20 protein-coding genes are annotated in these 21,560 nt (G+C 44.9%); 8 read left to right on the top strand and 12 right to left on the bottom strand.

Annotation, left to right across the window (positions count from 1 at the left end; all coding sequences use genetic code 11):
- Positions 1-108: 108 nt before the first annotated feature.
- The 5 genes from NL646_RS06775 to NL646_RS06755 all read right to left on the bottom strand — a co-directional run bounded on the left by NL646_RS06775 (position 109) and on the right by NL646_RS06755 (position 3,967).
- On the bottom strand, positions 109-294 hold the full coding sequence (locus NL646_RS06775; RefSeq protein ID WP_005462602.1) for a hypothetical protein: 186 nt from the start codon (positions 292-294) through the stop codon (positions 109-111).
- A gap of 177 nt (positions 295-471) precedes the next feature.
- Positions 472-1,455 (bottom strand): J domain-containing protein, encoded by a 984-nt coding sequence (locus NL646_RS06770; RefSeq protein ID WP_253664021.1) that lies wholly within the window; start codon positions 1,453-1,455, stop codon positions 472-474.
- Between the two features lie 76 nt (positions 1,456-1,531).
- Complete coding sequence (locus NL646_RS06765) at positions 1,532-2,200, bottom strand: OmpA family protein (RefSeq protein WP_005483532.1); 669 nt, start codon at positions 2,198-2,200, stop codon at positions 1,532-1,534.
- Positions 2,201-2,378: 178 nt separating this feature from the next.
- Positions 2,379-3,074: a DUF2786 domain-containing protein gene (locus NL646_RS06760; RefSeq protein WP_005462644.1), complete on the bottom strand. Its 696-nt coding sequence runs from the start codon at positions 3,072-3,074 to the stop codon at positions 2,379-2,381.
- A 212-nt stretch (positions 3,075-3,286) separates the two neighbouring features.
- Positions 3,287-3,967: a DUF3334 family protein gene (locus NL646_RS06755; protein ID WP_025635710.1), complete on the bottom strand. Its 681-nt coding sequence runs from the start codon at positions 3,965-3,967 to the stop codon at positions 3,287-3,289.
- A gap of 264 nt (positions 3,968-4,231) precedes the next feature.
- Between NL646_RS06755 and NL646_RS06750 the strand changes: the two genes are divergently transcribed.
- Together NL646_RS06750 and NL646_RS06745 are read left to right on the top strand one after the other, a co-directional pair.
- Positions 4,232-7,270 (top strand): FAD-binding and (Fe-S)-binding domain-containing protein, encoded by a 3,039-nt coding sequence (locus NL646_RS06750; protein WP_253664020.1) that lies wholly within the window; start codon positions 4,232-4,234, stop codon positions 7,268-7,270.
- Between the two features lie 70 nt (positions 7,271-7,340).
- Positions 7,341-7,802, top strand: a complete 462-nt coding sequence (locus tag NL646_RS06745; RefSeq protein WP_020840461.1) for an isoprenylcysteine carboxylmethyltransferase family protein — start codon at positions 7,341-7,343, stop codon at positions 7,800-7,802.
- A 105-nt stretch (positions 7,803-7,907) separates the two neighbouring features.
- Here NL646_RS06745 and NL646_RS06740 read toward each other — a convergent pair whose 3' ends face one another.
- The 6 genes from NL646_RS06740 to hutC form a co-directional block, all read right to left on the bottom strand.
- Entirely contained in the window at positions 7,908-8,633 is a 726-nt protein-coding gene (locus NL646_RS06740) for a DUF3581 domain-containing protein (protein WP_005462640.1), read from the bottom strand.
- A 270-nt stretch (positions 8,634-8,903) separates the two neighbouring features.
- Positions 8,904-10,439 (bottom strand): histidine ammonia-lyase, encoded by a 1,536-nt coding sequence (gene hutH / locus NL646_RS06735; protein ID WP_253664019.1) that lies wholly within the window; start codon positions 10,437-10,439, stop codon positions 8,904-8,906.
- A gap of 11 nt (positions 10,440-10,450) precedes the next feature.
- Positions 10,451-12,148 (bottom strand): urocanate hydratase, encoded by a 1,698-nt coding sequence (hutU, locus tag NL646_RS06730; RefSeq protein ID WP_005462647.1) that lies wholly within the window; start codon positions 12,146-12,148, stop codon positions 10,451-10,453.
- 84 nt (positions 12,149-12,232) lie between these two features.
- The gene (hutG, locus tag NL646_RS06725; protein WP_062866131.1) at positions 12,233-13,255 is read right to left on the bottom strand and encodes a formimidoylglutamase; all 1,023 of its coding nucleotides are present in this window, start codon (positions 13,253-13,255) and stop codon (positions 12,233-12,235) included.
- Position 13,256: 1 nt separating this feature from the next.
- Positions 13,257-14,507 carry an imidazolonepropionase gene (gene hutI / locus NL646_RS06720; protein ID WP_025638784.1) on the bottom strand — a complete coding sequence of 417 codons (1,251 nt, stop codon included), beginning with the start codon at positions 14,505-14,507 and terminating at the stop codon, positions 13,257-13,259.
- Positions 14,508-14,637: 130 nt separating this feature from the next.
- Positions 14,638-15,345: a histidine utilization repressor gene (gene hutC / locus NL646_RS06715; RefSeq protein WP_017448636.1), complete on the bottom strand. Its 708-nt coding sequence runs from the start codon at positions 15,343-15,345 to the stop codon at positions 14,638-14,640.
- Positions 15,346-15,584: 239 nt separating this feature from the next.
- On the opposite strand from hutC, the gene NL646_RS06710 reads away from it, so the two are divergent.
- On the top strand, positions 15,585-16,328 hold the full coding sequence (locus NL646_RS06710) for a sporulation protein (protein ID WP_005462606.1): 744 nt from the start codon (positions 15,585-15,587) through the stop codon (positions 16,326-16,328).
- Here the strand turns inward: NL646_RS06710 and NL646_RS06705 are convergent.
- Positions 16,323-17,318 (bottom strand): DUF3187 family protein, encoded by a 996-nt coding sequence (locus NL646_RS06705; protein WP_080606925.1) that lies wholly within the window; start codon positions 17,316-17,318, stop codon positions 16,323-16,325. The genes NL646_RS06710 and NL646_RS06705 overlap by 6 nt on opposite strands.
- Positions 17,319-17,622: 304 nt before the next feature.
- On the opposite strand from NL646_RS06705, the gene thrS reads away from it, so the two are divergent.
- The 5 genes from thrS (at position 17,623) to NL646_RS06680 (ending at position 21,377) form a co-directional block, all read left to right on the top strand.
- Positions 17,623-19,551 carry a threonine--tRNA ligase gene (thrS, locus tag NL646_RS06700; RefSeq protein WP_005490070.1) on the top strand — a complete coding sequence of 643 codons (1,929 nt, stop codon included), beginning with the start codon at positions 17,623-17,625 and terminating at the stop codon, positions 19,549-19,551.
- Between the two features lie 3 nt (positions 19,552-19,554).
- A complete protein-coding gene (gene infC, locus NL646_RS06695; protein ID WP_071651979.1) occupies positions 19,555-20,106 on the top strand; it encodes a translation initiation factor IF-3 in 552 nt (183 codons plus the stop codon).
- Between the two features lie 119 nt (positions 20,107-20,225).
- Positions 20,226-20,420 carry a 50S ribosomal protein L35 gene (gene rpmI, locus NL646_RS06690; RefSeq protein ID WP_005462620.1) on the top strand — a complete coding sequence of 65 codons (195 nt, stop codon included), beginning with the start codon at positions 20,226-20,228 and terminating at the stop codon, positions 20,418-20,420.
- 40 nt (positions 20,421-20,460) lie between these two features.
- On the top strand, positions 20,461-20,814 hold the full coding sequence (gene rplT, locus NL646_RS06685; protein WP_004727974.1) for a 50S ribosomal protein L20: 354 nt from the start codon (positions 20,461-20,463) through the stop codon (positions 20,812-20,814).
- Positions 20,815-21,059: 245 nt separating this feature from the next.
- Positions 21,060-21,377 (top strand): heavy metal-binding domain-containing protein, encoded by a 318-nt coding sequence (locus NL646_RS06680; RefSeq protein ID WP_005462608.1) that lies wholly within the window; start codon positions 21,060-21,062, stop codon positions 21,375-21,377.
- The last annotated feature ends 183 nt before the right edge of the window (positions 21,378-21,560 follow it).

Genomic DNA, 21,560 nt, shown 5'->3' with positions numbered 1-21,560 from the left:
ATGAGCGTGTTTACGTCGTGATTATGGGGAAGAGATGTGAATCATAAGCGATCAAAAAAGCGCCCTAAAAGGCGCTTTTGAAAATCAGTTCCATTGATTCTAACCGGATTAGCTCGCTCGTTGTGCCATGCGCTCACGCATTTGCATTTCGCCTTGGTTAAACAGACGAACATCGATCTTCGCCATGTCGTAGCAGGCTTGGCAAGAGTGATGATATTTGCCATCTACATAATCGTGACGAGTAACAAAACTAGGTTTTTTACACCAATCGCAGGTGCCTTCTTCAGTGAACATTGATTTTCTCCCCACCTAGATAAATATGAGTCGTTAGGTGTTATTTTTCGCCGGGCATTATGGCATGAAAAAGAGATTGACGTTAAATGTCTGTTAATTTGTTTGAGAGCGAGATCGATTGCGAACCTTGTTTTACTTAGACTTAAAGCTAGCCATCAAGCGCCTTCTAGTTATGCTTTACGATTTTGTAACATTTTGTGAGATGATTTTAAACGCCTGGTTCAAACGTTTCATTTCTTCTTCACTTCCACGAGTATCTGGATGATAGAGTTTTGAAAGTTGTCGATAGCGGAGTTTCACTGCTTGGCTATCAGGAATGGTTTGTGGTGTGTAACCAAACATCGCGCAGGCAACCGCAACTTTATGATTGTCGGATTGGCTGCGAGTCTTTTTAAACTCTTTGAATACTTTCTCCAGCTGACGCTTCAATTGTTTATTCGTGAACTCTAACTCTTTTACTTTCGCATCAAGTTGCTGAGTTTGGTTTGCCTCTTGGGAAGACAGTGCGGCCAAGGCTCGTTGTTGTTTCCTTAGAGTTACCCATCCACCGAAGCCTGCTAGAGCGATCACCAATCCACCAATAGCCAACCACATAATCGTGTCATTATCAGACGTTACGGTTGATTGTGGAGCGACAGGCTGCTCTTCTTTTGTCGCTTCTTTATCTAATTCCACAATTTCGGAGACTTGCTTTGCACGCAGTTGATTGAAGCGCTCTTCGAGATAATGATTGTAAGCTTCTTCCGCTTGAGGGTTTGTGTCCGAGGCTAATTGGTACCACGCCTCAACGAGATCGCTGGTGGTGATGTCTTTTTGGTGATGCTGAACAAAGTCCGCTAACAAGAACCCGCGGTCGCGAGGGTCATTCAACGCTACAGAGGTAAACCAATACGTTGCCTGTGAGTAATTAACCGCACCGGTCAATCCTCGGGAATAGTCTTCGGCCAGCTGTTTCTGTGCAGGTAAATAGCCTTGGCTTGCGGATTGCTCTAGCCAATAGCGAACATCCGATGGCGAATCTGACTTTGGAGAAAGAGCCAGTTGCTGCGCCAGTTCAAATTGTTCTGCTGGGGATGTTGGTGCTTGAGAAGCAAATGCAGATACAGATACAGAAAGACAGCTGCTTAACGTAAAGGATAGGGTGATGGTTTTGAATGACATTGAATGTGTCAGGCCTAGCGTAAGTTGCTAGGCCTGCTCCGGTAATTTTTGTTATTACCGTTATGGTGCTACCAAATTACTTCAGTGGCAAGATCTGGATTTCAACACGGCGGTTGCAAGCACGACCTTCAGAAGTTTGGTTTGAGCAAATTGGATTGCGCTCACCGTAGCCACGTGCAATTGCACGGCCTGGAGCCACTTTTTGAGACACTAGGAACTGACGAACAGATTCCGCGCGACGCTCAGAAAGCGTTTGGTTGTATGATTCGCTACCAGTGCTGTCTGTGTAGCCATCAATGACTAGGCTTGTATCTGGGTATTCAACCAGAATACGAGCAACACCACGTAGAGTATTGTGGATGCTTGCATCCAGTTGGTATGAGCTTGAAGAGAAGCCAATGCCATTTTCCATGCGAAGTAGAAGTTGGTTTTCACCTACACGCTGTACTTGTACGCCAGAGTTTAGCAACGCACGACGCAGTTCTGCTTCTTGTTGGTCAAAGTAATAACCGACGCCTGCTCCAGTAGCACCGCCTGCCGCCGCACCAATAAGAGCATGTTTACGACGTTCTTTTGCGTTATCACCAGTTGCCAAACCGATCGCTGCACCAGCAATAGCACCAATTAGCGCGCCTTGCGTGGTAGAGTTCGTTTCGTATTCACCCGTTGTTGCATTTTGGCGTTGAGTAGCTTGACAGCCTGTAAGAGCTAGCACTAGTGCCAGTGCAATAGACATCTTTTTCAAGGGAAAATCTCCGTATAAAACTGAGGCGAAACAGTGCCTCATAATGGGATGCGAATTATGAATCAGTAGATATTGATATTTGTTATGCGAAAGTAAGATTGATAGAGAGCTGTGTAAGAATTTTCTTATAACGCTCAATATCAACCCACTTTTACGTATCTAGTTGAGTATGTTGCGCTTATTTCGAGGTGTTGCCCAACATTTTTCTGGCTTGTTCTCCACCGACACCACGGTTTACAGAGACTTTTCTGCCTTTCTTTAATCCGACTTCGTAGTCTTCAGTCAGATTCTTCATGGCTTCTCTTAATTGTTTTTTGAACGTTTCACGGTCGATGTTCTGAAACTCTTTATCAATGTAATCATTGATTTTGTTTGCAGACTCTTCATCCGGAGAGATCACTGGCAGCTTTTCAAGTGCGCCTTCTACCCAGCCAGAAACAAAAGAGTTAACACGGCGAGTCACTTCCATTGAAGACGTACCAGAACCTGCAAAGCTATTACGGAACTGGCCGGTGCTTTCATTCAATTCTCGATAGATGATGTCGAAAGCAAAGGCAGCAAAGATAGCGCGATCGGCTTCACCAATAAACTCAACGCGTTTAAGCCCTTTGTGATTCAACAATACGGCTTCAACACCAAACTTAGTGTTAATGCCACGAATCACGCGCAATAGGGTAGAACTGATGTTGGACGGCAACAAATGGGAAGATTGAGTTTTTCCCATTTTGATAAACTCAATATCGTCTTTGTCCAAACCATATTTGAGCATAAGGCGATGCGCCATCTTGATGGCGTTAGCCGCCTCATTCACGTTGGCGGAGTTACCCAGTTCCAAACACTTGGCGATTTTTTTCAGAGCTTTTTGTTTATCCATCGACAACCAGTAACGAAAGCAGAAAATTTACGAAGTCAGACATATTACCTTTTTTGACATAAAAACGAAATACAAGGCGAGGTGGAAGTGGGTTCTTCCGAGAAAAAATAAGCCCCGCAAGGAGCGAGGCTAGGCGTTTTTAGGTCGTCTTAATCAGGCGAAACGATATTACCTTATCGAGATGACTTCTTTTGGGATGGCATGGCTGACGGTTACAAACCCAGTTGGCTCAGTAAGTCGTCAGCGTCATCTTTAGGGTTCGAAGATTCCGACTCTTTTTCTGCCATGTTTTTACGCGCGGCTTCTAAGATGTCATCTGGGTTTTCATCTTCTGCAATTTCAAATTCTTCAAGCTGGATGAACTCTGTTTTGTCCATCGCTAGCTCTAAATAGAAAATGTTGTTGTTCGCGGTCGAGAACGTCACACGACGTGCTTGAGGGCGATCCAAATTGGTATCAACTTGCAAAATTACCTGTTTGTTCAGTGCCAGCATCTTCGGCTGGTTTTGCGTGATGTTGGTTTGCAGTTCTTTACGGATTTTATTGGTAAAGTCACCGACCAATTGGTTCATGAGTTCACCCAATACGTCTGCAACTTCATCAGAAGTATGGGAGATAGCCAGTTCTTCTTCTGGCATGCCCATGTTACGCATGTAGTTGGTGTAAATCTCTAAAGCGGCTTTTGCAGTAAAGTTAATCACTACAAGTCCGGTAAATCCGCCATCAAATAGGACAAAACAGCCAAAATCTGGTTTGAGGCTGGTCTTGTTGATCTTTTGAACCATTGCGGAGTAATTAACTTGAGAAGAGGTGGCCGAAGTAAGAACGCCAGAAACAGACTGGCAAAGTTTTAGAAGGATATCTTCCGTGGTAACAACTTTATTTTTTTTCATTCTGAAAGCTCATCTAGAAACGCGATTTCTATCCCAATGTAAGGCATCAAGCCTCAAAAAATAAAGCATAAGTTTAATTATTGTATTGAGATTCTGATTTGATCGCCTTTTTAAATGTTGTAAAGTGACGAAATTCAAAGAATATTACTCCTCTCACTTTTTTTGCGGCGTCTTGTTGTGCTGATAGCTGCGCTGTATGAGAAATGAGCAAATAATTAGATAACCCGCAGCTGATGGGATCAGCGTCGTAGGGGCAGGAAGCAAATGTTACCAAGATTACACTCGCAAACTGATGTCGATCCTCTTGTTCTTCGTTTTCTGAAAGAGCTTGAACAAGCCGGATTCACTGGCGACATCGAAAGCCAATATTCAAGTCGTTTAGCCGTCGCTACTGACAACAGCGTTTACCAGCAACTTCCTCAAGCAGTCGTCCATCCTCGAACGACTCAAGATGTTTCTCTCATCGGGAAACTGAGCAATCAAGAAAAGTACGAAAGAATCACGTTCTCCCCTCGTGGTGGCGGTACCGGTACAAATGGCCAGTCGCTGACCAAAGGAATTGTGGTGGATTTGTCTCGCCACATGAACAAAGTATTGGAAGTGAATGAAGATGAAGGGTGGGTTCGCGTTCAAACTGGTGTTGTGAAAGATCAGTTGAACGATGCGGTTCGTCCTTACGGCTACTTTTTCTCTCCAGATTTGTCGACCAGCAACCGCGCAACGATTGGCGGGATGGTAAATACCGACGCCTCTGGTCAAGGTTCTCTTAAATACGGGAAAACGTCTGACCATGTACTGTCGTTGCAAGCGGTGTTTGCTGATGGCTCGATTTTAGAGTCTGATTTGTCTCATGGTTATCCAAAAGAAGGCGAGTTTGCCGCTACGGCGTTACAAGTGACGGAATCAGTTTGTCGAGATAAACGCCAGCAGATCGTGGATAAATTTCCTCCTCTTAATCGCTTCCTAACGGGCTATGACTTAAAGAACGCGTTAAATGAAGAAGATGACCGTTTCGATATCACACGAGTGCTGTGTGGAGCAGAAGGCTCATTGGCCTTTATTACGGAAGCGAAGCTAAACCTGACGCCAATTCCGAAAGCGCGTACCTTAGTTAACGTGAAATACAATAGCTTTGATTCTGCACTGCGCAACGCGCCATTTATGGTCGAAGCGAAAGCGCTATCTGTCGAAACTGTTGACTCAAAAGTACTTAATCTCGCGAAGCAAGACATTGTCTGGCACACCGTGAGCGATTTGATCACCGACGTGCCAAACAAAGAAATGCTTGGCATCAATATGGTGGAATACGCAGGGCAAGACGAAGAAGAAGTTGCTGCGCAGGTCGCGGCGTTAACCGCCAAACTCGATATCATGTTGGAAACAGAAGAAGCGGGCATTATCGGCTACCAAGTTTGTAACGATGTAGCGAGTATTGGACGTATCTACAACATGCGTAAAAAAGCGGTGGGTTTGTTAGGCGCTGCAAAAGGACGCGCTAAACCGGTCGCATTCGCTGAAGATACGTGTGTACCACCAGAAAACTTGGCCGATTTCATCGTAGAGTTCCGCGAACTATTAGATAGCAAGTCTCTGAATTACGGTATGTTTGGTCACGTTGATGCAGGGGTGCTGCACGTGCGTCCTGCGTTGGATTTGTGTGACCCGCACCAAGAAGCATTGATGCATGAAGTCTCTGATGAAGTCGTCAAGCTGGTAGCGAAATACGGCGGCCTGATGTGGGGAGAGCACGGAAAAGGTTTCCGTTCGGAATATGGTCCGGAGTTCTTTGGTAAAGAGTTGTTTACTGAGCTTAGACGAGTAAAAGCTGCATTCGACCCACACAATAAAATGAACCCAGGTAAAATCTGCACACCACTTGATAGCGATGCAGAGTTGGTAAAAGTAACCGACACCAAACGTGGTTACTATGATCGCCAAATTGACGTACAAGTACGTGACAGCTTTAAGCAAGCGATGGAATGTAACGGTAACGGTTTGTGCTTTAACTACGATACCAGCTCGCCGATGTGTCCATCTATGAAAGTGACGGCTGATCGTCGTCATTCGCCAAAAGGGCGCGCTGGATTGGTTCGTGAATGGTTGCGTCAGCTTACTGAGCAAGGTATTGATATTCTTGATCTAGAAAAGCACACGTTAGAAAACAAAACATCGATCAGAACCATGATTGATCGTGTGCGTCATTCCATTAATCGTCGTCACGAATACGATTTCTCTCATGAAGTTTATGAAGCAATGAACGGCTGCTTAGCGTGTAAAGCGTGTGCGAGCCAATGTCCGATCAAAGTGGATGTCCCAAGTTTCCGCTCCCGCTTTTTAAACATTTATCACTCGCGCTATCAGCGTCCGGCAAAAGATTATTTGGTTGCCAACATTGAAACCATGCTGCCAATGATGGCAAAAGCACCAGCAGTCGTGAACGGCGTATTGAAACAGTCGTGGGTTAAGAGTTTAACGGCTTCAACAATAGGGTATGTGGATGCGCCGTTGCTGTCTGTTCCTACGTTGAAACAGCGCGTAGAGTCGCTGACAACGCCGTATGATCTGCAAGTATTGAGTGGTTTGTCTTCGACTGAAAAGAGCAAGCACGTATTAATCGTTCAAGACCCATTTACCAGTTATTACGATGCGGACGTTGTTGAAGACTTCGTCAAGTTGGTTAAAAAGCTAGGTATGTATCCAGTGCTTTTGCCATTTAAGCCAAATGGTAAAGCGCAACACATCAAAGGTTTCCTACGCCAGTTTAAAGATACCGCGGCTGATACGGCGAAGTTCTTGGCGATGGTGGCGGAATTAGACATTCCGTTGGTCGGCGTTGATCCGGCATTGGTGCTGTGCTATCGAGATGAGTACGCGGAAGTACTCGGTAGCAAGCGAGGCGATTTCGATGTGCTAACGGCACACGAATGGCTGTACCCAAGGTTGGAAGCGTTTGAAGTAGCAAAGCAACGGGAAAATCAGGAACCGTGGTACTTGTTTGCGCACTGCACTGAAAAAACCAAAATGCCGAACGCAGAGAAAGAATGGGGCGCTATTTTTGCTCACTTTGGCGCGGTATTGAACACAGTACCGGTTGGTTGTTGTGGCATGGCGGGGACATTTGGCCACGAGGTGGATAAGCTGTCGATGTCGAAAGACATATACAATTTAAGTTGGAAGCCAAACCTAGATAAGTTAGATAACGAAAGATGTTTGATTACTGGTTATTCTTGCCGAAGCCAAGTAAAACGCTTTGAAGGAACAAAGCCTAAGCATCCCGTTCAAGCACTGTTAACTTTGGTATAATGACATCAAGCCCAGTCTAACTGGGCTTTTTTGCCCAATGATGAACATTCCATTTCAAAGGATCTGAACCTTGAGAAAACTTGAACTCAAAGTCCCACCTGTTGCGGTGTTTTTGCTGGTCATACTCTTGATGTACGGGCTTAAAGTCTTGACGCCGAGCATGAACATTCGAGTGCCCTTTGTTGAGTTTGTAGTCGGTGCACTAACTTTGTTGTCTGGCTACATGGGGATTGCCGGTGTATATGAATTTCGCAAAGTAAAGACTACCGTGAACCCAGTAAAACCTGATGCAGCATCTTCCGTTGTAAGAACTGGTGTGTTTGCCTTCTCACGTAACCCAATGTACATGGCGTTGTTACTGCTCATCATTGCGGTGGGTTTATGGTGGCAACATTTAAGTGTGGTGCTTTGCGGTGTGCTGTTTGTTAGTTATATGAATCGATTTCAAATCAAACCAGAAGAACATGTATTGGAAAGGTTGTTTGGTGAGGAATACTTGGATTATAAAAACCAAGTTCGTCGCTGGATTTGAATACCGAGCTGCCATCGAATCATTTTTTAAGTAAAAAGAAAGCCCAACATCAATCGTTGGGCTTTCTTTTTGGTATCCGATTGTTATCGCTAATTCGGCAGTCTGTTACGCTGCCTTAACGAACTTTGCTAGGAATGCATCCTTACGCTCATTAAAGCGGTGTACAAGGTCGTCAACGGCTTCTTGATCGTATGGCTTCAAACCACTCGCTACCATACGTTTAATGCCTTTACCGACCACTTCACCATCTTCTTTGAATGCGAAGTTCAAAGTCACCACGCCGCGCTTACCATCTACATCAAACGTCGCACCAGTGAAATCCACTTCAGGATGTGTAAGGTCTAAGCGTGAAAATTCCACTTCCATGCTTTCATAAATAACCAGTGGACGCTGACAGTTGATCATCATTTGTTTCTCTTCCATAAGAGGAACCATGATGTGCGGGAAGTTCATGCCAGAAAACTGCACGTAATTTGTTACCACATGCTCAATAAAAGCCGGGTTGTGGTTGGTTTCGCCTTCACGAGACATGTGCAAGTATTCTTTGCCTGCCTCATCTACGACTGCGCTTTCTTTTTCACACTTATTTTCAATATGCAGCTCAATGCCATCATTTACCATGCCAGAGAAACGAAAGCGCATTTTTTGGCTGATGCCTTCTTTACTTAGTAGAACGGCAAATAGCAGGTCGCCAGGCACACAAAAGCGTTTGTTATCTTCATCATGAATAGGGTTGTAATCACCAGCCACGCGCTTAGCAAAGTGACTTGCTTGTTCACGAGTGAATTGAAATTGATGATTATTGTTTGAAAAATAAGGTGTTAGAAACATAATTATTAAGTAGTAACCAAAACTGTAAGGGATTATATGCGAATATCTGAGTAGCAATGGTCCATCCAGTAGAAAGTTCACTGCATTTTGACAATGCGCACCCAAATCAGCAGATAAACGTTTAAAAACACATGCTTGAATAGCTTATCCATTTATGATGCGAATAAGTGCGTCGCGCGACTCTGATATCACTCACGAATTGTTAAGAGTATAGACACAAAAAAGGCCCCACGAAGAGGTGGAGCCTAGACTGAAGTTTGCTTCTACAGATTAATGTACGCTTGGCAGAAGGTTCTCTGGCATCAGTGCGTTATGTAGAGCGAGTTTCAACAATGTGTTTGCTTGCTCGATATCGGGTGCAAAGTAACGGTCTTTATCGTAGAACGACACTTTTTCACGCAGCATCTGTTTTGCAATTTCGATTCGCTCTGACGATTTATTTGGCGCTCTAAAATCCAAACCTTGCGCCGCCGATAGATATTCGACAGCCAGAATGCCGCGAGTGTTTTCACCCATTTCTTTCAGCCTGCGAGCCGCGAATGTCGCCATTGATACGTGGTCTTCTTGGTTTGCTGATGTTGGTAAGCTGTCTACTGAGGCTGGGTGAGCAAGGGTCTTGTTTTCACTTGCCAATGCCGCAGAGGTTACTTGAGCAATCATGAAGCCAGAGTTCACGCCACCATTATCGACTAAGAATGGCGGCAGTTTTGATAGCGCGCTGTCGATGAGAAGTGCCATACGACGCTCGGACAAACTGCCGATTTCTGCAATGGCGAGAGCTAAGTTGTCGGCTGCCATCGCAACAGGTTCTGCATGGAAGTTACCGCCAGAGATGATGTCGTTATCTTCTGCAAATACTAATGGGTTATCAGAAACGGAGTTCGCTTCTACTTGCAATACTTCAGCGGAGTTACGGATTTGCTGCAAACACGCGCCCATCACTTGCGGTTGACAACGCAGTGAGTATGGGTCTTGCACTTTTTCACAGTTGGTGTGCGATTCACCAATTTCACTTGATGTATCCAGTAGGTGACGGTATGCCATTGCCGCGTCCATTTGGCTACGATGGCCACGTACGCGGTGGATTCGAGGGTCAAACGGACGTCGGCTACCTAGCGCAGCCTCTACAGACATTGCGCCACACACGGTTGCTGACGCAAAAAGGTCTTCAGCAATAAACAGACCTTCTAGCGCGAATGCTGTTGAAGCCTGTGTACCATTGAGTAACGCCAAGCCTTCTTTTGGCGCTAGTGTAATAGGCTCAAGACCAGCAATTTTTAGTGCTTCGTAGCCGGATACGATTTGGCCATTGTGACGTGCTTGACCTTCACCAAGCAGCACCGTACTCATGTGGGCTAGGGGAGCCAAATCGCCTGAAGCTCCCACTGAGCCTTTTTGAGGAACGCATGGATAAACTTGTGCATTGACCAAATCAATCAACATGTTGATGACTTTCAAACGAATGCCAGAAAATCCACGAGACAAGCTGTTGATTTTTAAAACCATCATGAGGCGGACGGTTTCATCAGACATGAATTTGCCGATACCCGCAGCGTGAGATAAAACAATGCTTCTTTGCAGCGTTTCTAAGTCTTCTGGTGCAATTCGAGTGTTTGCCAAAAGACCGAAACCGGTGTTGATACCATAGACGGTGCGATCTTCTGCGATGACGCGATCGACGACTTGAGTACTTTCTTCAATGCCCGGAATGGCCTCTGAGTCTAAAGTAAGGTTGACCGGGGAACGGCTCACTTGACGCAGTTCGTTTAAGCTAATATGACCTGGCTTTAGCGTTAAATTTAACATCTCTTTCATCCTTACTTGAGCTTCTTCAATTCTTCGTTGAGCATTGGTAAATCCAGTCCTTGCTCGGCTGCACATTGTTTGGCGATATCATATCCAGCATCAGCATGACGCATTACACCCGTTGCAGGGTCGTTATGCAGTACGCGAGCAATGCGTTGAGAAGCATCGTCACTACCGTCACAACAAATGACCATACCCGAGTGTTGGGAGAAGCCCATACCTACGCCACCACCGTGATGAAGTGATACCCATGTTGCGCCGCCAGCAGTGTTCAATAATGCGTTTAATAGTGGCCAGTCTGATACTGCGTCAGAGCCGTCCATCATGCCTTCTGTTTCTCGGTTCGGGCTTGCTACAGAGCCTGAATCTAAGTGGTCGCGACCAATAACGATAGGAGCTTTCAGCTCACCATTTTTCACCATTTCGTTGAACGCTTGACCAAGGCGCTCACGATCTTTCAGACCTACCCAACAAATACGAGCCGGAAGACCTTGGAACTGAATACGTTCACGCGCCATATCTAACCAGTTATGCAGATGTGGGTTGTCAGGAATTAACTCTTTTACTTTTTGGTCGGTTTTGTAGATGTCTTCTGGATCGCCAGATAGAGCTGCCCAACGGAAAGGACCAATGCCTTCACAGAATAAAGGACGAATATAAGCTGGAACGAAGCCTGGGAAATCAAACGCATTTTCTACGCCTTCTTCCAGTGCCATCTGACGAATGTTGTTACCGTAATCGAGAGTCGCCGCACCACGGCTTTGCAGATCAAGCATCGCTTGCACTTGTACTGCCATGGATTTCTTCGCTGCTTTTACAACAGCGGCTTCATCTTGCAGACGCATTTCTGCTGCGTGAGACATGCTCCAACCTTGTGGTAGGTAACCATTTAGTGGGTCATGCGCAGAGGTTTGGTCAGTAACTACATCTGGTGTGATATTACGCTCAACAAGCTCAGAGAAAACGTCGGCCGCGTTACCTAGAAGACCTACAGATACTGGCGTGTCCGATTCGGTGATGATTGCGAGTGCTTCGTCTAGGGAAGTAGCTTTTTGGTCAACATAACCAGTACGCAGACGGTAATCGATACGTGATTCGTCACACTCAACGGCAATCATTGAAAAACCTGCCATGGTGCCCGCAAGTGGTTGAGCGCCACCCATGCCACCAAGACCACCAGTTAGAACCCAGCGACCTTTTGCATCGCCGTTAAAGTGTTTTTTCGCAACTGACACGAAGGTTTCGTAAGTGCCTTGGACGATGCCTTGTGAACCGATATAAATCCAGCTACCCGCGGTCATTTGGCCGTACATCATCAAACCTTGCTTATCAAGCTCGTTGAAGTGTTCCCAATTTGCCCAATGCGGAACCAAGTTTGAGTTAGCAATGAGCACACGCGGTGCGTTTTTGTGGGTTGGGAAAACACCCACAGGTTTACCCGATTGCACTAAAAGCGTTTGGTCATCTTCGAGTCTTTCTAGTACTTCTACAATCTTGTCGTAACATTCCCAGTTTCGTGCTGCGCGACCAATGCCGCCGTATACCACTAATGAATGTGGATGTTCTGCCACATCAGGATCTAGGTTGTTCATCAGCATACGAAGTGGGGCTTCTGTAAGCCAAGATTTTGCGCGCAGTTTATTTCCGTGAGGTGCACGAATTGTTCTGCTTGTATCAAGTCGTGGATCTTGTCCCTGGCGCTGTGTCATTTTCAGACTCCTTTAGTTTCTCGTGATGACCAAGTGCTTGCTTGGTCTTGTTATTCCAAATTCACTTAGGTTTCAAAGTGATGGTTATTTAATAGGCTGACGTTTATGTTCTTTATCCGCCATGGCGTTGGCGATGTCCCAACACAAACGGGCAGCTAAGCGAGCGGTTTGACTATCGACATCGTAATTCGGGTTGTACTCTGCGATGTCGGCTAACATAAGCTTGTTTTTGTAGTGAAGAATTCGTTCTAAAAAAGGTGCGATTGTGTCGTAACTTACACCTCTAGCCGCAGGAGCACTTACGCCTGGCGCGGTTGCTGCTGGGAATACATCCAAATCAATGGTGAGATAGAGATAGTCACAATCGTCGATAAAGTGTTGCAGTTGGGTTAGGTGGTAGCTGTGATTCAAGTAATTGAGTTGACTATCTTCTACATACCATACGTTCAGTTCGTCTGCTTTTTGGAACAAAGCTTGCGTGTTGCTGCTGCGACTCACCCCCAAACAGGCGTAATGGAAAGCCCAATCATTACGCTGACAAAAATGATGAATTTGGTTGAATGGCGTGCCTGAGCTTGGTTTTACATCCGCTAATGAACTTTCGAATGCGCGCAAATCGAAGTGCGCGTCGAAGTTAATGATGCCAATTTTTGGCTTTTTCTCTGGATGATGCGTTTTGAAATATTCTGCTAGACCAGAAAACGATGCCCACGCAATTTCGTGTCCGCCCCCCAAAACGATAGTTGGCGTGTGAGGTAGCGCTTCTGAAATGAGGTTTGCACAGCGTGATTGGCTTTCTTCTAACAAGTCATCATCGCAAACGACAGTCCCAAGATCATAAAGCAGGGCATCTTTATGCCAAGCGAGATTCGCTAGTGCTCTACGAATCAAATCTGGTGCTTTTTTCGCTCCAATTCGGCCTTTGTTTCTCGCAACGCCTGCGTCGGTAGCAAAACCCAGAATGGATACGCCTTGAGAGGCTCTCTCTAGCTCGCTTGTTTTTTGATGTTTAACGACGTGGTGAATGCGTTGACCCAATTTGCCATCCTCAGCATCATGACGGCCTTGCCAGTGAAATTTTTGCTGGTGTAAATCTGACTGAGACATATCAAAAGCCTCCGTGTGAAACATATTCACCATTTACTATACGACCTACGAGACGTTTTGCTCCGACTTGGTAACTTAAATCTGCTGGGTGTTCGATATCCCAGATAGCAAAGTCCGCATCGAAACCTGTTTTTATCACTCCTCGTGAGTTGGTGTAGCCAAGTGCTTGTGCAGCATGTTGCGTTACGCCGCGCAATGCTTCTTGTGGCGTGAGACGAAATAGGGTGCACGCCATATTCATCATCAGAGTCAGGTCGGAAAAGGGTGATGTACCTGGGTTTACATCGGTGGCGATAGCCATTGGCACGTGGTACTTCCTTAGTAGCTCAATCGGTGGTAACTGAGTTTCTCTCAAAAAGTAAAAAGCACCGGGTAGTAGTGTGGCGACGGTATCGGACTTCGAAAGGGCGATCACACCGTCTTCATCGAGATATTCGATATGGTCAGCCGAAAGGCCTTTGTATCGTGCAGTCAATTCAGTGCCACCAAGGTTCGATAGCTGCTCTGTGTGGCCTTTTACGTGTAAGCCATATTGTTTCGCTGTCGCAAATACTTTTTCGGTTTGCTCCAAATTAAAACCGATAGACTCACAAAACACATCCACACTGGTGGCCAAGTTCTCCTCTGCGACGATTGGGATGATTTCCTGACAAATATGTTCGATGTAATCGTCTGCGCGACCTTCAAATTCAGGCGGTAAAGCATGAGCGGCAAGAAGGGTAGTTGTGATTTTGACTTTACGCTCTTGTTCTAAGGCTTTTGCAGCACGCAGCATTTTTAGTTCGTCTTTGAGCGTCAAGCCGTAGCCTGATTTTACTTCAACCGACGTAACCCCACTTGCCAACAAGCCATCTAAACGAGGCAACGCGAGCTCAATTAATTGCTCTTCAGTAGCTGCTCGAGTGGCCTTTACGCTGGAAAGGATACCGCCACCTTGCTTCGCTATTTCCTGATAAGGCACGCCGTTTAAGCGCATCTCAAATTCATTCGCGCGATTCCCCCCGTAAATTAAGTGGGTGTGGCAATCAATGAGTCCCGGCGTCAGAAGTTGACCTTGTAGGTCGATAGTTTGCGAATAGTGTTGAGGAGACAGAAGCGCTTCTATTTGAGGGGTGTCACTTCCAACTGGATGAGCACTGATAGCCGCGATGTGACCAGCTTGAATACCAACACGGGCTGGTGGCGTTGGTAAATAACCTGCTTCACCACGTTCCATGCTAACTAGTCGGGCATTCTCAATCAGCAAATCCATTCTCTCATTCCTACTTTGATTTGTATCTTTAAATGTATATACAAATAAGTAGGTCAAAAAGAATGCGGTGACAAGCGTGATGTTGCTAAAATGTGATCAAAACGTAGTGAGAAAGGCTATTTATATGCACCTAGAGCAGAACTTTAGAGCTCAGCTTGTACTTGTTACCTGGGTGGTAGAGTAGAGCTGTACTGACCAATTTGTCTTGGCTCCATGTTCTACGATTAAGAAGAAGACAAGGTTCATTGGCCTGCATTTTCAAATCCAGTTTGATGCGATTATCGGGAACAATGGCTTCAACCGTGTGTTCAATCGCGCTCAACGGACAGTTATTAGATAGGTATTGATTAGGAGTAATTTGGGTGAAGTCTTGGTTAAGGTAACTCGGGGCGTATTGGCTGTTTACCCAACGCAGTTCTAACTGAATAGGTGTGCTGTCTTCATAGTGAATGATCTCACTGTAAAACACCGTTGTACCAAGCATTACACCAAGTTTTATTGCGATGCTATCATCCGCTTTTATCGCGACTTGCTGAACTACTTTACTGCTGTATTGGCGTCCTCGATCACTGACTTCTTCCGCTATATTGCGAATATCTAGTAATGGGGATTCTGATTTCTCACTAGGGTCACAAACGAACGTTCCCAACCTTGGGCGACGTTGTAGTTTACCTTCATTCACCAGATCTCGTATCGCTTTGTTTACTGTCATTCGGCTTACACCAAACTGTTCAGTCAGCTCGATTTCAGTCGCAATGCGCTGTCCGACCATCCAATCTCCGGAATCAATTTTATCGAGGATAAATTGTTTGATTTGCATGTAGAGTGGCGCAGACATAATGATACCTTTTAAATTGACTATACAAATACTGCTCAATTTAAGTACAAATTGCAAATAGTTATCGACAAATACGACATTTAGAGACAAATAACGGGCATTTGCTTGCTGAATGATTTGATATTTTTTGAATCGATAATGGAATCAAGCCGTATTCTTGCGGTCTATTGCTTGCAGCTTATAAGGCAATTGTGTAAACAAAGCACAACTAATAAAAACAGTCGCAAAAAAGGAAAGGCATGTTTAAGAAATTAAAAGCATCGTTGGGTATTGGATCTGCAAAAGTGGATACTATTTTGGATGAAATGAGCGTGTTTCAAGGTGCGACGCTGAAGGGACATGTTCATATCAAAGGTGGGGATGTTGAACAGCAGATCGACGCTATCACCATTAAATTGAACACAGAAATGAAAGTTGAAGTGGACGATAGCGTAAGTTATCAAACCTTCACTATCGACCAGCTCAAGGCGGTTGACCCGTTTGTGATTCAACCGAATGAAGAAAAACAAGTGCCTTTCGAGCTAAAACTGCATGATGAAACACCTATCACTGCGGTTAGCGCATTGAAGAACCAGTGTAATGTTTGGGTAGAAACCACTCTGGATATTGATTTTGCCATCGACCCACGAGATCGCGATTACATTGAAGTGAAACCACTACCAGTGGCATCTCGCGTTATTCGAGCGATTGAACAAGCTGGTTTTACTATGGTGAAAGCAGATGTCGAAAAAGGCTTCTTGCGCGGCGGCTCTTTTGCCTCCCGTTCTGGTATCTATCAAGAGCTTGAGTTTCGCAATAGCGGGTTTGTGTCTTCAAAGGAAATTGAGCTGTCTTTCATTTTGGAAGGGCAGGTGATGCACTGTTTGGCTGAAATTGACCGTTCTTTGAGTTTCTCAGGTGATCAGTATCGCTCATTCACATTGCCAATCAATGCCACTGATGCGCAAGTGGCAGCCGCAGTGGCACCAACATTGAGTCTATAAAAACTCGCTTTCCGAGTTAGATGAAAACAGGTACCGATATCCAATCGTGAATGCGATATCGGTACTGTTATCCATATTTCTCGCATTCTCTATCGCCATGATTTCAAGGGCGGAGTTGCCCATGAGATAGCGATATCCCATCACAATTTCATTTGACGCATCGGCAAATTCTGTTGGCCCCTCAGTGGAACCTTGATACCAGTGGTATTCAACAATAAAGTGGTGGTTTTCCCAAGGTGCATAACGATATCCGCCCGCCATTGCAGCGGTGTTGTGGCGGTAAGGTAAATCGAGAAGAGCACGATCGTCAGAACGAAAAGTCATCCCGAACATTGAATAGAAAGCGTGTGCTCCGTACAGATAAGAGTAATTGAGTTGCACGCCTTGCTCAAAGTTACTGCCTTTAAAGGTACCGTGCGCGACTTTGTTATAATAGAGGCTTCCTCCTAGCGAAAGACCATGACGTTCATTTTGCAATATTTGGTATTGAACGTACGTCGAGAGGTTGTTCGCGATGGTTTGGCCTTCGAAGCCGTCTTCCAACACATCATATTGCGGCATTGAGATGTAAAAGCGGTTTTTATCAACTTTATCTCGCCCGTTTTGTCCAATTCCAAATAGGTCATGAAAGCTTTCTGTTAAGCCATCCAGATGATTATCTGCAGCAAATACCCAGCGATAATTGAGTTCCCATTGCCATTGAGAACTGACTTGCCACTTAGCTCCAATTTCTAATTGGTTGTGGTAATAATCCAAAGCGTATTCGTCGGTATGAGCCCAAACACTCGCTATTGTCGCCGAGCCATAAGCTTCTATGTACTCTGAAGGCAAGCTAAACCCAGAGCGGAGATGGTTGGTATGACTGACCACTTGGATTGGCGATTGAGCGTAAGATCGAAGTGGTCCGTAAAGATCGTTAGAGGCAAAAGTGGAAGCAGGCAACCAAAAAGCAAAAGCCAATATTGTAGGTTGCCATCGATTTTTCTTCATGATGAATACCTAAATATAGATTACTCAATAAATTAACTATAGTGTCACTCATTGTTTCGTGCCGCTAATTATACCAATGGTGTTTTTCGCCGAGTAGCTTATTTAGTAGTGAACTTTCAATGACAAACTGAAATCGCGCTTTGCAATCTAAATGTGAGCTAGGTACAATCGCTCTTCCGATAGCGGTCCGGTATTCGTGTTACTGAGCGACCTCTATCGCTTCTCAACTATTTATCAACAAATAGCTTCTAAATTTGAATAACATGTGTTGCTTGGTATGCAACACCACTGTAAAGGACATAGCATGCCTATTATTACTCTTCCTGACGGTAGTCAGCGTCAATTTGACAACCCAGTATCTACAATGGAAGTTGCGCAATCGATCGGTCCCGGTCTTGCAAAAGCAACGATTGCTGGTCGTGTTAACGGTAACCGCGTTGATGCGTGTGATCTAATTGAAGAAGACGCAAGCCTAGAAATCATCACAGTAAAAGATGAAGTTGACGGTCTAGAAATCGTTCGTCACTCTTGTGCTCACCTTCTTGGTCACGCTCTAAAACAGCTATACCCACAAGCTAAAATGGCGATTGGTCCTACCATCGACAATGGCTTCTACTACGACATCGACCTAGACGAGTCTCTAACGCAAGAAGATCTTGAAAAGATCGAAAAGCGTATGAAAGAGCTTGCGAAAACCAAGTACGAAGTTGTTAAGAAAAAAGTAAGCTGGCAGGAAGCACGTGATACATTTGAATCACGTGGTGAACCGTACAAAGTGGAAATCCTAGACGAAAACGTATCTCGCGATGATCGTCCGGGCCTATACCACCATGAAGAATACATTGACATGTGTCGTGGTCCTCACGTTCCTAACATGGGCTTCTGTCAACACTTCACTTTATTGAATGTTGCAGGCGCTTACTGGCGTGGTAACAGCGACAACAAAATGCTTCAACGTATCTACGGTACTGCTTTCCACGATAAGAAAGCACTGAAAGCGCACCTAACTCGTCTAGAAGAAGCGGCGAAGCGTGACCACCGTAAAATCGGTAAGCAATTAGACCTATTCCACATGCAACAAGAAGCACCGGGTATGGTGTTCTGGCATCACAATGGTTGGTCTATCTTCCGTGATCTAGAAGTGTTCGTTCGTGACAAACTAAACGAATACGATTACCAAGAAGTGAAAGGTCCACTAATGATGGACCGCGTTCTTTGGGAACGTTCTGGTCACTGGGATAAATACGCAGACGCGATGTTCACAACTTCTTCTGAAAACCGTGAATACGCAATCAAACCAATGAACTGTCCAGGTCACGTTCAGATCTTTAACCAAGGTCTGAAATCGTACCGTGATCTTCCGCTACGTATGGCAGAGTTTGGCTCATGTCACCGTAACGAACCATCTGGCGCACTACACGGCATTATGCGTGTACGTGGCTTTACTCAGGATGACGCTCACATCTTCTGTACTGAGAGTCAAATCCAAGAGGAAGTAACAAGCTGTATTAAGATGGTTTACGATACGTACCAAACATTTGGTTTTGACAACATCGTAGTGAAACTGTCTACTCGTCCAGAAAAACGTGTAGGTTCAGATGAAATCTGGGATCAATCTGAAGAAGCATTGAAACAGTCTCTAGAATCAATGGAAATTCCATACGAGATTCAAGAAGGCGAGGGTGCATTCTACGGTCCTAAGATCGAGTTTACGCTATATGACTGTCTAGACCGTGCATGGCAATGTGGTACAGTTCAGCTAGACTTCAACCTACCAGGTCGCCTAGGTGCAACTTACGTAGGTGAAAACAACGAACGTCTTGTTCCGGTAATGATTCACCGTGCAATTCTAGGTTCTCTAGAACGTTTCATCGGTATCCTTATCGAAGAATATGCTGGTTTCTTCCCAACTTGGTTGGCGCCAGAACAAGCAGTTCTTATGAACATTACTGATAAACAGTCAGGTTATGTTCAAGAAATCGTACAAAAACTACAAAAAAGTGGAATTAGAGCTAAAGCGGACTTGAGAAATGAGAAGATTGGCTTTAAAATCCGCGAACATACTTTGAAGCGTGTACCGTATATGCTTGTTGTTGGTGACCAAGAAATGGAAGCTGGCGAAATTGCAGTACGTACTCGTAAAGGCAAAGATCTTGGTAAATTTAAAGTGGATGACTTCATCGCATACATCCAAGACGAGATCTCTAGCCGTAAGCTCAATCTGGAGGAATAAGCTATTAAAGGCGGAAGACGTGGCCAACAGCCGGTAAAACAAAACCCGCACCGTATCAACGGTGAAATTCGTGGTATTCGTGAAGTTCGACTAACAGGCGCTGACGGTGAATCAGTTGGTGTTGTATCGATTCAAGAAGCCATTGCAGCTGCTGAAGAAGCTGGTATGGATCTCGTTGAGATCAGCCCTAACGCCGAGCCACCAGTTTGTCGTGTGATGGACTATGGTAAGTTCCTCTTCGAGAAGAGCAAATCTGCTAAAGAGCAGAAGAAGAAGCAAAAGCAGGTCCAGATCAAGGAAGTAAAATTCCGTCCTGGAACTGATATTGGAGACTATCAGGTAAAACTACGCAACCTGACGCGTTTCCTTGAAGAAGGCAACAAAGTGAAGGTAACAATTCGCTTCCGTGGCCGAGAGATGGCACACCAAGACATCGGTGTCGACGTTCTAAACCGCTTGAAAGAAGACACTGCAGAAATTGCTGTAGTAGAAGCTTTCCCTAGCCGTATTGAAGGTCGTCAGATGATCATGGTGCTAGCCCCTAAAAAGAAGTAATTAACGGCTCATAAAGTAATTGAAACCCAGCCGTTTCCCTTTGAATAAAAGGTAACGGATGGGTTTTGTTCGCCCTAATTACATTGTTTATTAAACTACTCAATGCGGAGTTATTCATCATGCCTAAGATGAAAACCAACAAAGGTGCTGCTAAGCGTTTTAAGAAAACTGCTGGTGGTATTAAGTACAAGCACGCTACTAAACGTCACATCCTGACTAAGCGTACTACTAAGAACAAGCGTCAACTACGTCCAAATGCAATCCTTCCACGTTGTGAAGTGGCTGCAGTAATCCGTATGTTGCCATACGCTTAATTCTTTTTAGTTATCAATCGTTTAGTTTAGGAGAAGCATAATGCCTCGCGTAAAACGTGGTGTACAAGCTCGTGCACGTCATAAGAAAGTTCTAAAACAAGCTAAAGGTTACTACGGTGCACGTTCACGTGTTTACCGCGTAGCTTTCCAAGCAGTTACTAAAGCTGGTCAATACGCTTACCGTGACCGTCGCGCTAAGAAACGTCAATTCCGTCAACTATGGATTGCACGTATCAACGCGGCATCTCGTCAAAATGGTCTATCTTACAGCCGTTTCATCAACGGTCTTAAGAAAGCATCTATCGAGATCGACCGTAAGATCCTTGCGGACATCGCAGTATTCGACAAAGCTGCATTTGCAGTTCTAGTTGAAAAAGCGAAAGCTGCTCTTTAATTAGCAGTTTAGGTTTAAGGAAAGGAGAGCATTCGCTCTCCTTTTTTATTATCTGTAATTTCTCTTCTGTGTGTTTTCTTACTTGTTTGCATCACTTCTGGTTATACTCCTCTCACATTGAATATTTTCAATAAAGGTATTCACGCACAGCCACTTCTATATAACTTACTAACACTATCCTGATTTCATATTTAAAGGCTTGGTGGTAACGTACTGTATTTACTTCATAGTATTAAGGGCACGACATGATTTACACAACAACAGATACGATTCCAGGCAAGGAAATAGCAGAAGTTAGAGGAGTGGTGACGGGCAACGTTGTTCAATCTAAGCATATCGGCAGAGACCTAATGGCTGGTCTAAAAAGCATTGTTGGTGGAGAGATCCGCGGATACACCGAAATGATGACCGAAGCACGTGACATTGCTATTCAACGTATGGTCGAGCAAGCGAACCAGAAAGGCGCTGATGCGATTGTAGGAATTCGCTTTACTACAAGCTCAATTGTCGATGGTTCATCTGAAATCCTTGCTTTTGGTACCGCTGTAAAGCTCGTGGAATAGAATTGCTTTTGGTTGGCGAGGCAACATCGGTTCTTCGCCTTCTTTAGACTCTCCCTCAAGTGGTTTGAGTAAGCCATAGCTTCACTCCTAAATGTTAAAAAACTCAAATTCTAATCCTAGGGCTTTATTGGTATAACTTTTTTTCGAGTGTGAATTTTTATTCATTTACTTGGCTGGGTTTAA

This window comes from Vibrio sp. Y20_XG_PY13, assembly GCF_024181925.1.
GTDB lineage: Bacteria > Pseudomonadota > Gammaproteobacteria > Enterobacterales > Vibrionaceae > Vibrio > Vibrio parahaemolyticus.
The sequence above is the reverse complement of the archived record's forward strand: the minus strand, read 5'-3'. Positions and strand labels throughout refer to the sequence as shown.